The sequence below is a fragment of the Ruminococcus turbiniformis genome, from assembly GCF_020687545.1.
Classification (GTDB): Bacteria; Bacillota; Clostridia; order Lachnospirales; family Lachnospiraceae; genus Mediterraneibacter; species Mediterraneibacter turbiniformis.
Window position 1 is genome coordinate 1 of record NZ_JAJEQX010000038.1, and the last position, 12,576, is coordinate 12,576.

The 12,576-nt window shown below is 50.6% G+C and carries 11 protein-coding genes and 1 tRNA gene; 3 read left to right on the plus strand and 9 right to left on the minus strand.

Annotation, left to right across the window (positions count from 1 at the left end; translation table 11 throughout):
• Nucleotides 1-124 precede the first annotated feature (124 nt).
• Nucleotides 125-787: an APC family permease gene (locus LKD70_RS15800; RefSeq protein ID WP_227708840.1), complete on the plus strand. Its 663-nt coding sequence runs from the start codon at nucleotides 125-127 to the stop codon at nucleotides 785-787.
• A gap of 45 nt (nucleotides 788-832) precedes the next feature.
• Here the strand turns inward: LKD70_RS15800 and LKD70_RS15805 are convergent, their stop codons facing one another.
• The 6 genes from LKD70_RS15805 to LKD70_RS15830 all read right to left on the minus strand — a co-directional run bounded on the left by LKD70_RS15805 (nucleotide 833) and on the right by LKD70_RS15830 (nucleotide 9,124).
• Nucleotides 833-3,364: an FAD-dependent oxidoreductase gene (locus LKD70_RS15805; protein WP_227708841.1), complete on the minus strand. Its 2,532-nt coding sequence runs from the start codon at nucleotides 3,362-3,364 to the stop codon at nucleotides 833-835.
• 86 nt (nucleotides 3,365-3,450) lie between these two features.
• A complete protein-coding gene (locus tag LKD70_RS15810) occupies nucleotides 3,451-4,086 on the minus strand; it encodes an endonuclease III domain-containing protein (protein WP_227708842.1) in 636 nt (211 codons plus the stop codon).
• Between the two features lie 14 nt (nucleotides 4,087-4,100).
• Entirely contained in the window at nucleotides 4,101-5,114 is a 1,014-nt protein-coding gene (locus LKD70_RS15815) for a putative ABC transporter permease (RefSeq protein WP_227708843.1), read from the minus strand.
• Nucleotides 5,114-5,560, minus strand: coding sequence for a ribose 5-phosphate isomerase B (gene rpiB / locus LKD70_RS15820; RefSeq protein ID WP_227708844.1), 447 nt, complete (start codon nucleotides 5,558-5,560; stop codon nucleotides 5,114-5,116). The genes LKD70_RS15815 and rpiB overlap by 1 nt, the downstream gene beginning before the upstream one ends.
• Before the next feature lie 127 nt (nucleotides 5,561-5,687).
• Entirely contained in the window at nucleotides 5,688-6,755 is a 1,068-nt protein-coding gene (locus LKD70_RS15825) for a DnaJ C-terminal domain-containing protein (protein WP_227708845.1), read from the minus strand.
• A 215-nt stretch (nucleotides 6,756-6,970) separates the two neighbouring features.
• On the minus strand, nucleotides 6,971-9,124 hold the full coding sequence (locus LKD70_RS15830) for a Tex family protein (RefSeq protein ID WP_227708846.1): 2,154 nt from the start codon (nucleotides 9,122-9,124) through the stop codon (nucleotides 6,971-6,973).
• A gap of 190 nt (nucleotides 9,125-9,314) precedes the next feature.
• On the opposite strand from LKD70_RS15830, the gene LKD70_RS15835 reads away from it, so the two are divergent.
• Nucleotides 9,315-10,205, plus strand: coding sequence for an RluA family pseudouridine synthase (locus LKD70_RS15835; RefSeq protein WP_227708847.1), 891 nt, complete (start codon nucleotides 9,315-9,317; stop codon nucleotides 10,203-10,205).
• An 89-nt stretch (nucleotides 10,206-10,294) separates the two neighbouring features.
• On the opposite strand, the gene LKD70_RS15840 is transcribed toward LKD70_RS15835, so the two are convergent.
• The 3 genes from LKD70_RS15840 to LKD70_RS15850 form a co-directional block, all read right to left on the minus strand.
• Nucleotides 10,295-11,056, minus strand: coding sequence for an ABC transporter permease (locus tag LKD70_RS15840; RefSeq protein WP_227708848.1), 762 nt, complete (start codon nucleotides 11,054-11,056; stop codon nucleotides 10,295-10,297).
• 69 nt (nucleotides 11,057-11,125) lie between these two features.
• Complete coding sequence (locus tag LKD70_RS15845) at nucleotides 11,126-11,812, minus strand: ABC transporter ATP-binding protein (RefSeq protein WP_227708849.1); 687 nt, start codon at nucleotides 11,810-11,812, stop codon at nucleotides 11,126-11,128.
• On the minus strand, nucleotides 11,802-12,173 hold the full coding sequence (locus tag LKD70_RS15850; protein ID WP_227708850.1) for a GntR family transcriptional regulator: 372 nt from the start codon (nucleotides 12,171-12,173) through the stop codon (nucleotides 11,802-11,804). Before LKD70_RS15850 ends, LKD70_RS15845 begins: the two co-directional genes overlap by 11 nt.
• A gap of 231 nt (nucleotides 12,174-12,404) precedes the next feature.
• Here LKD70_RS15850 and LKD70_RS15855 point away from each other — a divergent pair.
• Nucleotides 12,405-12,478, plus strand: a tRNA-Arg gene (locus LKD70_RS15855).
• Nucleotides 12,479-12,576: the final 98 nt, after the last annotated feature.

Genomic DNA, 12,576 nt, shown 5'->3' on the forward strand with positions numbered 1-12,576 from the left:
AGAAGTGCACTAATGATTCTCAGTTCATGAAGCCTCTTATGGTATATATACTGTAAAATATTAAATTTTCAAGGTTCATGCGGAGATTCAAACATAGAAAACACTATGTTTTGACCCCGACATCATGTCATTAAGTTCTGAAGAAATCGGCAATACGACTCTTGCCGCCGGCACTGCCATGGATAAAATATTCGGGACTCCGATCGCAGGAAAAATACTTGTAATCTCCGGAATTCTCGGGATTCTTACATCCTGGGTTGCATTATATATCGGCGCTACCCGTCTCCTTTACAGCATGGCGCGGGTCGGCATGCTCCCCAAGGTTTTTGCCAAACTTCATCCTAAATATAAAACTCCCTATATCGCTACTTATGTAGTCGGTATAACAACCTTTATCGCTCCCTTCTTCGGATATCAGGCTCTGCAGTGGCTCTCAAATGCAGGCGGCTGGGCTATCAATTTCGGTCTGGGAATGGCAGCTCTGTCGTTTCTTGTCCTCCGGTTCAAAGAGCCTGACATGGAGCGTCCTTACCGGGTTCCATGCGGGAAGCTGATTGGCCTTCTGGCAGTAATTATGTCATTTACGCTGATTATTATATGTTTCCCGGGAGTATCAAGTTTTTCATTGGTATGGCCGTATGAAGCGGTGATTGTCATCGGTTGGCTTTTAATCGGAATTATTTTATTTATCTTCACAAACAGAACAGGAAGTTTCAGAGAAGTAAATCCAAAAATGAAGGCTCTCATGTTCGACACTCATGAAGATTCCGGAAATGATTCCGTCTGAACAGACAAGGCGCAGTAATAATACACATTACTGCGCCCTGAAAAACTAAATAATATCTTTATACAGCGCATGTTTCTTCAGCGCTTCCGTCATCTTCGCCATCTCCGAAAGATCCCCTATCAAAATCACTCCGGACAGACGGTTATTAAGGAAATAGTATTTTTTATACTGTCCCTTTCCCATATCTCTGTACTCCACAGTCTTATACAGAAGATTTGGATTCTTTCCGTTATCACCTGCCGCAAAAAGCGCGGTATTCATCCCGTGGAATGTAAGAGCCGCTTCGACCGGCTCATACTCCAATTCTTCACCTGCCGCATTCGCTCCGGCAATTCTGCCCTGCTCAACCGCCTCCGGCCAGATCGCATAATTTGCGCCCTCGTATTCCGCACAGTCACCGCAGGCATACACATCTGCCGCCGATGTCTCCATATGCGCGTTTACCTTCACCGCTCTCCCGATGTCCATGCCCATCTCCTGAGCGAGCTGCGTATTTGCCCGCACACCGGCCGACACGATCACCAGTTCCGCAGGAATCACCTCTCCGTCTGACAGACGAACTCCCGTCACATGCTCTTCGCCTTCGATCGCCGCCACAGAAACACCTGTGCGGATCTTCACGCCGTTCTTGTCCGCGATCTCTTTCAATATCTCTGCTGATCCGGCGTCCAGCTGTCTTCCCATAAGCACCGGAGCCACTTCCAGCACCTGTACGTCAAGGCCGCCCTTCTTAAGCTCCCATGCCGCCTCAAGACCGAGCACGCCTCCGCCGATCACAACAGCCTTTTCGCTCTTTTCCATCAGGCACTCCACTTTCTCCACATCGGAAAGCCGCCGGATTGCCACGACTTCCGGAAGTCTGCTCCCCTCCATCGGAGGAATAAAGCATTCGCTCCCAAGCGCATAGACAAGTTTTGTAAAACGGATTCTGTCTCCGCCGTCGAGAACTACCTCTTTGGCGTCCATATCCACAGATTCCACCTGTCTTCCAAGCATCTGATATACCCGGTTCTCTTCGTACCACTTCGGGTCCTCAATGGCGATCTGCTCTGCGCTTAAGCCTGCCACAATGGACTTTGTGAGCATGGGCCTGTTGTAAGCCGGATAGTCCTCGTTGGAAATAAGCACAACAGATCCTGTCTTATCTCTCTCCCTTATCGCCTTTGCCGCATTGAATCCTGCCGCGCCGCCGCCGAGAACAACGTAGTAATTCTGTGTGTCATTGGTATATCCTGTCTCCTCCACGTCAACAGGAACGAAATTCTCCTTTCCGACGCCGCACACCGGACAGATTTCCAGAGAAGAATCAAAAATCTCTCCGCATACAAGACATTTCACGAGGCTTCTTGCGCCTTTTTTCTTCGGCTTTACAGGCTCTTTGTTCTGAACAACACATCCGAACTGATATCCGTACTCATACGCGCTTACAAGATCCGCTTCGGACGGCTTAAACCTTACGCGGAATCCTTCCGACACTTTCATTTTCAGCTGCTTCAGCCTCTCCGTGATATTCGGAACGCCCTCGCCGCTCCAGCCGTAGCTTCCGAACGCTCCGGCGTATTTTCCGCCGTGGGTCGCCGGGAACATGGAGAGTGTCAGATCCCAGATCGGCTTTAACGCCTCGCCCACAATCGTCGGCGTACCGAGAAGGATGCCGTCCGCAAAGAGAAGCTCCTCATTCACTTTTGCCGCGTCAGCCTCCACCATGTCATAGGAACGCACATCGATATCTCCGCTGTCCCGCACGCCTTCCGCGATCTTCTCGGCCAGCGATTTTGTGTATCCGTATGCGCTCACATACGGGATAATCACCGTTTTCTTCGGATTCGGATTCACCACGGTCGACCACTCGCGATACTGTTTCATAACCGCTCTGATCCGGTCACCTACGAGCACCGGGCCGTGTCCCGTGCATACCATCGTAATGTCCATGTTTTCCACCCGGTCAAGCGCTTTGAGCATAAACGGCTTGAACGGTCCGATGATGCAGTCATAATAGTATTTCAGTGCTTTCTGGTAATCGTCCTCATTTTTAATCTCACTGGAAACAACTTCAGGCAGGCAGTAATGCGATCCAAAGGAGTCGCATGTCACAAGAATCTGCTCTTCCTCAATAAACGTATACATCGTATCCGGCCAGTGAAGATTCGGCACGAAAAGGAAACGGAGCGTCCGGTTCCCGATTGTCATCTTCTCCCCGTCTTTGGCAGGAATTCCAACGAAGTCACGGTTTACGATCTCTTTGAGGAAACCAAGCGCACATCCCGTCGCAACAATCTTCATCTGCGGGCTGTAATCAAGAAGTTTCTCCACGCTTCCGGCATGATCCGGCTCCGTATGGCTCACGATAAGATAGTCAATTTTATGCACATCGATAACTTCCTGAAGTTTCTCAAGGTACTCGTCAAAGAATTTCGCCTTTGCTGTTTCAAACAGCACGGTTTTGTTCCCGGCTTTCATCACATAGGAATTATACGTCGTTCCGAATTCCGTATACATAATAATGTCGAAAACTCTGAGCTTGTCATCAATAATTCCCGTCCAGTAAAAATTTTCTCTCAGCTTGATGCTTTTCATGGTCTCCTCCTTTTTTGTATTCCCATCTATTGTTTCCCGGGGTGCCGCTCGGCATACAGCACTTCCGGCGAAAACACGTTCCGGCTTCACACTCCGTTTTTCTTACAGATATCAGCCAGGCAGCACTTGTCGCAGTACGGCTTTGTTCTCGCCGTGCAGACGTCTCTTCCGTGGTAGACAAGCCTGTGGCACAGATCGCTTCCTTCTTCCGGCGGAATAATCTTCCATAATTCCATCTCGACTTTCTTCGGCTCTTTTATGCCGTCCACAAGCCCGATGCGGTTCACAAGGCGGATACAGTGTGTATCCGTAACAATTGCAGGCTTACCGAACACATCTCCCATGATCAGATTCGCGCTCTTTCTCCCCACTCCCGGAAGTTTTAAAAGAGCGTCAAAATCATCCGGCACTTTTCCGTCATACTCGTCCCGCAATATTTTCATGCAGGCGCTGATGTCCCTTGCCTTGCTTCGCCCCAGGCCGCAGGGACGGACAATCTCTTCGATATCATCCACATCCGCTGCCGCAAGCGCGTTTACATCCGGATATTTCTCATACAGGCCTTCCACGACTACATTGACCCTGGCGTCTGTACACTGTGCAGCCAGACGCACGCTGACCAGAAGTTTCCACGCCTGATCGTAATCCAGTGTGCATCCCGCATCCGGATATTCCTTTTTTAAACGCTCAATCACTTCAAGCGCACGCTGCTTTTTTGTCATTTGTCCAGTTCCTTTCATTTCTCTGTATCCAACGCTTTTCTGATCTCTTCCATTGTGTCTTTAAACCGCGTGGAAACTGCGGTCGGGTTTCTCCTGAGATGCCTCGCAATACGCAGATAGTTCCGGTCTGTCCGGGAAGCCGTATTTCGCAGCTCTTTCCGCAGAGTTTCTCTGACCGCAAGAAGCGCGTCGCGTCGCTCTGTCCCGATAACACTGCCCACTCTCTCCGAAATTTCTGACGGAATCTCTTCTTTCAGCAGACTCTCCACCTTTGCAGAAAGCTCTTCAAGCTGCGCAAGCTTTTCCTCCCGCTTTATATTGATACGCGCAAGGCAGGCCTCTTTTTTTGACAGTGTTTTCCTGGCCAGTTCTTCTGCACGCTCCCTGTAATCGTCCCGCAGGGCAGCCGTCCGGTTCCGGTAATCCTCCAGCATCTCTTCCGGCAGGATCCTGAGTTTTTCCTGCATTTTCCTTATCTGTTCCCGGCTCTCCTCAAGCTGCACAAGTACGCGCTTCAAATCCATCGCCTCGTTGAACGACTGTGTAAAATCCACTGATGCTGCCGCCAGGCAGACAACCGCCGCAATGTCACATACCGCCTCCGGGATCTTAAGCACCGCACTCTCGATCGGCGGATGAATGATCCGGACAAGGAGCATAGAGAAAAATCCCCAGCACAGTGAAGAGGAAAGACAGACATATCCGTTTAAGTTCAGCTTCTGCGAGCTGTAATCCCAGTATCTCACATGGAACATTCTCTCCATCACCGCTCCGGTCACATATTCAAGAACCGTAGCTCCCGCCATTCCCAGCAGAAAAATGAGAGCTGCATTGTCCCGCACTCCGATCGTGCTGATCAGAATCACCAGCGCACCGGAACCGTAGATCGGCAGCATAGGACCATGCATAAATCCCCGGTTTACCCAGCGCCGCTTTTTCACAGAAACATAACAGCTCTCCCATATCCACCCGACGAAACTGTAGATAAAGAAAAACAGAATCCATTGCGTCAGGTCATAAGAATGCATTACTGCTCCTTCTCTTCAATCGCCATAATCATGTTTACTCTTCTCTCGTGGCGGCCTCCCTGGAACTCCGTCTCCAGCCAAGTCTCCACGATCATCTTCGCCAGTTCCGCGCCGACAACTCTTGCACCAAACGCAAGAATATTACAGTTGTTGTGCGCTCTCGCCATCTTTGCCGTAAACGGCTCACTGCACACGGCCGCACGGATGCCTTTTACCTTGTTTGCCGCAAGGGAAATACCAAGCCCGGTACCGCAGATCAGGATTCCCTGCTCCACTTCACCGGCAGCCACTGCGCGCGCCACCTTCTCTCCATAAATCGGATAGTCACAGCTCTCAGAGGAGTTTGTTCCATAGTCGACGACTTCATGTCCCTTTTCTTTTAGAAACTCCACAATCTCCGCCTTGAGTTCCAACGCCGAATGATCATTTCCAATTCCGATTTTCATACCCTTGTCTCCTTTTCCTGTACTTTTTCTGACACAGCCGGTATCTGTATTCCCCTGTCCGCAGGCTGTATCGCCCTGACTCAATAATAACAAATTCAGGAAAGGAAAGCAATGAATGAAACACGGTTTATGCGGATCTTACCTTACCGGCTGCGACCGCATCAAATTCTCTGAGTTTCCGCTTCGCAGCTTCACTCAGATGCTGCGGCACATCGATCTGAACCGTCACATACTGATCTCCGTGAACTGAAGGATTCTTCATGGAAACAATCCCCTTGCCCTTCAGACGGATCTTGGTGCCGGACTGCGTGCCCTCCCGGATCGTGCAGACAACATTTCCATAAAGCGTGCTGACTACAGCCTCGCCGCCGAGCACAGCCGTCGAATAAGGAATCCGTATCGTTGTATAAACATCCATGCCTTTTCTCTCATATCCGGCTTTTTCCCCAACCGTTACTTTGAGAAGAAGATCGCCCGCTTCACCGCCGTTTGTGCCGGGCATGCCCTTCCCTTTCAGACGGATCGTCTTGCCCGTATCGATTCCGGCAGGAATATGGACCTGTAAAGACTGAACGCCGCCGTTTGCACCGGACGGATTCTGAAGGCGGATCACCTTGTCACAGCCAAACGCCGCCTCGTCAAAGCCGACTGCCACATCCGCATGAAGGTCATTCCCTTTCATACTGTAGCCGCCTCCGCTGAAACCGCCAAAATCGCCAAAGCCGTCAAACCCTCCGAAAGAGCTGTATGTGCCCGAACCGTATGTTCCGCCTCCCGCTCCGGCTCTGCGCGCGCCTCCGCTTCCCGCACCGTTTCCGTGATGGAACATATCGCCGAACAGATCCCGGAACATGTCGTCCATGTTTCCGCCCTCAAAGTGATACTCCCTGTATCCTCCCTGAGGCCCGCCGTAATACTGACGGTACGCTCCGCCCGGGCCGCCCTGGGCTCCCGCGCCTGCGCTCTGGTCAAACGCCGCGTGTCCGAACTGGTCGTACAGCTTTCGTTTCTCCTTATCGCTTAAGACCGTATATGCCTCTGTAACTTCCTTAAACTTCTGCTCCGCATCCGCATTGCCCGCATTCGTATCCGGATGATATTTTTTTGCAAGCTTACGGTATGCCTTCTTTATCTGCGCCTCGTCCGCATTTCTGCCGACGCCGAGCACTTCGTAATAATCTCTTTTCTGTGCCATGACAATCACCCTCCTGCTGTGCAGCCTGACAAAAGCTGCTCTATCATTTCAGAACATCCACCATGTGGACAGAATCATCCAGTTTTATGTTCTAGTTGTAATATAACAATTATTTTCAGAATTGTCAAGGCACTCCCTATTCTGCCGCGGTTTGTTCCCCGGTCCCGGCACAAGCCAAAACCCCATTTTCCGGTATCAGAAGTTTCCTCTTATTATCAGCTGATTCCCCGCATTGTCAGCTGGATCCGTTTCCGCTTCAGATCCACACTCATCACTTTTACATCCACGATGTCTCCTACGCTCACCGCCTCGAGCGGATGCCTGATATACCGGTCCGTAATCTGGGAAATATGCACAAGGCCGTCCTGATGGACTCCGATATCCACAAATACACCGAAGTCAATCACGTTTCTTACAGTTCCCTTTAAAATCATGCCTTCTTTGAGGTCTTTCATCTCCAGTACATCTGTCCTGAGAATCGGCTTCGGCATCTCATCCCTGGGGTCTCTCGCCGGCTTTTCAAGCTCGGATACGATATCGCGCAGCGTAATCTCGCCGACTCCAAGCTCTTCTGCCGTCTTCGCGTAATCCTTCACTGTGAGGGAAAGTCCGGCCAGGTTATAGTTCTTCACATCATCCGGGGTAAATCCCTGCTTTTTCAGAAGCTTTTCCGCCGCCTCGTAGGATTCCGGATGAACCGCAGTGGAATCGAGCGGATTCTTTCCGTCCTGTATCCGCATAAATCCTGCGCACTGCTCATATGCTTTCGGTCCCAGTTTCGGCACTTTCAGAAGTTCTCTTCTGTCCGTAAATTTTCCGTTCTCCTCCCGGTATGCCACAATGTTCTTTGCGATCGTACTGCTGATTCCGGAGATATAGGACAGAAGCGGTGCGGACGCAGTGTTCAGATCCACGCCGACTTTATTTACGCAGTCTTCCACAACACCGCTTAACGATTCGCCCAGTTTCTTCTGGTTCATATCATGCTGATACTGTCCCACTCCGATGGATTTCGGATCGATCTTTACGAGCTCGGCCAGCGGGTCCTGAAGTCTTCTCGCAATGGATGCCGCGCTTCTCTGACCCACGTCAAACTTCGGAAATTCCTCGCTGGCAAGCTTGCTCGCAGAGTAGACCGAAGCCCCGGCCTCGCTCACAATCACATACTGCACTTTCTCCGGGATCTCCTTTAACAGCTCCACGATAAACTGCTCCGACTCCCTGGATGCAGTTCCGTTTCCAAGCGAGATCAGAGAGATATTGTACTTCGGGATAATCTTTTTCAGCAGATCCTTGCTCGCCTTGATTTTCTGCGGCGTAGTCGGTGCTGTCGGGTAGATCACCGTCGTCCCGATCACCTTTCCGGTCGGATCGACGACCGCCAGCTTGCATCCGGTACGGAACGCCGGGTCCCAGCCAAGCACGACCTTTCCCGCGATCGGTGGCTGCATGAGAAGCTGGTGCAGGTTTTTCCCGAACACCTCGATCGCTCCGTCTTCCGCCTTCTCTGTCAGCTCGTTTCTTACTTCTCTCTCGATGGCAGGCGCAATCAGTCTACGATAGCTGTCCTCCACAGCCTCTTTCAGCACCGGAGATGTGTACGGATTCTCCCTGCGGATCGTCTGTTTCTCCAGATATTGTATAATCTCCTCCTCGGGAGCCTCCACCTTCACGGTCAGGAACTTCTCCTTCTCCCCGCGGTTCAGGGCCAGAATCCGGTGTCCGGCCAGTTTCGTTACCGGCTCCTCGAATTCATAGTACATTTCATACACGGATTCTGCGTCCGGATCTTTCGCGGCAGAAATGACTTTGCCCTTCTTCACCGTCAGATTTCGGATCCGCGTCCGGTAAGCCGCGTTGTCCGATATCGTCTCCGCGATAATATCCTTTGCCCCGGCAATCGCTTCCGCCGGGCTTTTCACTTCTTTTTCCTCAGAGACATACGCTTCCGCCGTTTTTTCCAGCGGTTCCTTCGCATTCTGCAGAAGGATGTACGCGGCCAGCGGCTCCAGCCCCTTCTCCTTCGCGATAGTCGCCCGCGTCCGGCGTTTCGGACGGTACGGACGGTACAGATCCTCTACGGTCACAAGGGTCTCCGCCTCAAGAATCTGGCGCTTCAGTTCTTCCGTCATCTTCCCCTGCTCTTCGATGCTCGATATAACCTGCTCTTTCTTCTCCTCAAGACTACGGAGATAGGTCAGCCGCTCATGAAGTTTCCTGAGCTGTTCATCGTTTAATGATCCCGTCACTTCTTTCCGGTAACGTGAGATAAACGGAATCGTGTTCCCCTCATCTATCAGTTTCACTGCAGCGTCAATCTGCCAGCGTTTTACGTCAAGTTCTTCTGTCAGTCTCTGATTAATGTCCATGTTGGTTATCCTCTCTGTCAATTCAGGGGCATCTTTTCCTCCCGCCGCACAGCCGGACGGGACGGGCCCTCCCTTTTCTGCATCCCCCGCCGGAAACCGCCGGGGAACTGTTATTCATTTTACCACAGCCGGATGAGCTGTACCAGAAATTTCTTGCCGGAAACCGCCCCCTTCTGCTATGATATCTATTATGAAACGGACGATCACATACCATATAAAAGAGAACGAAGACGGCCTTCGCGCGGAGCAGTATCTCCGCCGGAAAGGATATTCTTACCAGAATATCACACAGCTCAAAAAAATGCCGGAGAGCCTTCTCATCGACGGCGTATGGTCCTACATGCGCACGCCGTTAAAATCCGGAAATATCCTGACCGTGCGCATCACAGAAGAAGAATCTTCCCCGAATATTCCGCCTGTGAAGCTTCCTCTGGACATTGTATACGAGGACGGAGATCTGCTCGTTGTAAACAAGCCCGCCGGAATGCCGGTTCACCCTTCTCTTAACAATTACCTCAACTCCCTGGCAAACGCTCTTATGTGGTACTACGAACAGCAGGGGATCCCCTTTGTCTTCCGCTGCACAAACCGGCTTGACAGAGACACATCCGGGCTCACTGTAGTCGCAAAACATATGGTAAGCTCATGCATCCTCTCCCAGATGGGCGTACGCCACGAAATAGAGCGGGAATATCTCGCTGTTGTCAGAGGAAATGTTGTGCCGTCAGAAGGGACCATCTGCGCTCCCATCGGCCGCACGGGAAACTCTCTGATTGAGCGGAAAGTTGATTTTGAGCACGGCGAACCGGCCGTCACCCATTACAGAGTGTTAAAAGAAGAAAACGGGCACAGCCTCCTCTCCCTTATCCTGGAGACGGGCCGCACCCATCAGATCCGTGTCCATATGAAATATCTCGGTTTCCCCCTTGTCGGCGATTATCTGTACAATCCTGATATGGAGTTCATACGCCGCCAGGCTCTCCACTCGCACCGGCTGGCCTTCCGCCATCCCATCACGGGGGAACCAATGGAATTTACCGCGCCGCTTCCGGAGGATATGGCTCATATTCTCCGGCCGTAATTCCTGCATCACAGATCACACGTCGCTCCTTCCTCTGTTTTTGCCGGCTGTCCGATACCGTTCAGACAGCCGATGCTTCATTTCCAATATCAGACACTCAGCTTTCTCTGCGCAATCCAGCCGGAGATTCCGAAAAGCGCCGCGCTGGCCAGAAGATAGAACACCACATCCAGCATATTCCACAGCGGTGAGGCAGACATATCCACCACTCCCGAGAGAATGTACATCATCATTGAATAGAGCCCGCCCACTGCCATATTGATCAGCACGAAAAGCACTGCGGCAAAGAATCCCGCAAATCTGGAGCGAAGCAGCACGGTTCTTGAAAGGATAACCGCCAGGAAACCGATCATGACAGCGATCGTCCACAGAAGGAATACGTATACCAGGAACCAGATCATATCCGGCAGGGAAATTCCGCTCTCTCTAAACATAACTGACAGCTCCCCGAAACTTTCCAGTACCGTCTGAAAATCTGAGAATCTCACGATTGTAACAAAACCTGCCACCGTTGCCGCAGCCGCATACATCACAAATACAATCAGGATTTGGAGAATCGCTGAGATGAATTTTGCTCCCAGAATCTCCCAGATCGATTTCGGAACCATCCAGAGCATATAACTCTGCTTTGTGCGCAGATCCTGGTTGAATATAAAAATGCTCTCGATCCCAACATAAAACAGCACCGGCCACGCCATTATGGCAATAAGCCCCAGGCTGATCAGCATCACATTTTCAAGGTCAAAGAGGATTCCCGCCGTATACGCGATCAGCCCGGCCGCCAGCCCGACAAGGATCACCATGCGGGTTGTCCTCTGCTTTTTCAGTTCATATTTAATCAGTTTACCCATTATCTTTCTTCCTCCTCACACATTTGTCCGTTCCTATCCGCACGCCGTCCGGCTCCCGGAACCCGCGTACTACATAATATCCAGGTAGATATCTGCCAGAGACCTTCCTGTCTTCATTCTCTCTGACTCAAGATTCACCTTTTCGAGAAGCTTTCCGTCTCTGATAAAGATGCCGTACTCGACAAAACTCTCAACTTCTTCCAGCAGGTGAGTCGAAATGACAAAAGTGTTGTTCTCATCCGCCTCTTCCAGAACCAGATTGATAATCTCCTCTCTCGCCTTGTAGTCGATTCCGTTGAGGGGTTCGTCGAGCAGGACCAGCTCCGCCTTCCGCGAGAGCGTTGCCGCAAGTTTCAGCTTTGCTCCCATTCCGCTTGAGAGATCCTTTACTTTCATTTCCCGGGAAAGCCCGAGTTTCACAATCAGCTCCGCATACCGTTTCCCGTCAAAATCCTCGAAGAAGTCCTCATAGTACTCTCCCACATCACCGATATTCATAAAGCTGTAAAAGAACGGCTCTGTAGCCATATACGCGATCTTTGCGCGGTGCCGGTAGTTAAGCTTCTCGCCTTCGTAAAGGATCTCGCCTCTGCTCGGCTTTGTGAGTCCTGCAACCATCTTCATCCACGTCGTCTTTCCGCTTCCGTTCTCCCCGAGCAGGCCGTATATTTTCCCCTTTTCAAGATAAAGCGTAAGGTCGTCAACCGCTTTCTTTCCCCCGTACCATTTCGTCAGATCTTTACATTCAAGCATCATCTCTCTCATCCTCCTTATAATTCCTGATCTGAGTCATAATTTCCTCCCGGTCAAATCCCAGATCTGCCATCTCGTGCAGAAATCCGCTCAGAAGCTGGTCCGCCATCTCTTTTTTGATATCTTCCACCATATTGTCCTCCTCTGATACAAAAGTCCCGATTCCACGTTTCGTATAGCAGTATCCTGCCATCTCCATCTCCCGGTATATCCTTGCCGCCGTGTTCTGGTTCACTTTATACATCACGGCCAGATCTCTGCTCGAGGGCATCTTCATCCCGGGCTTCAGTTCTCCCTTGACGATCCTCTTTTTCAGATCATTGATCACCTGAAGATAGATCGGCATTCCTGTGTTGTAATCCATACCAGCCCTCCTGTTCATAATGAATTTATTTTAGATGATACATTTCATGTATCAGTGCTATAGCTAGATAGTACACTAGTTTTTTAGTTATGTCAAGACCTCCTCAAAAAAATTCTGTAATTATTTCTGACAATATTTTCGGCAAATATTTTTTCAAAAATTGTTGACAGATCAATACAGATGCACTATAATAATATCTGCTGTGAGTGAAACAGCAATTTAATATGAAATGTGCGATTAGCTCAGCTGGATAGAGCGTCTGGCTACGGACCAGAAGGTCGGGAGTTCGAATCTTCTATCGCACGTAGAAAAGGCATCGGAATCCGATGCCTTTTTTCTTGCTTTTTTCAACACAGAAAAGGAGCAGCAGCTCATACATTCCATCGCTGCTGCTCCTTCCCGA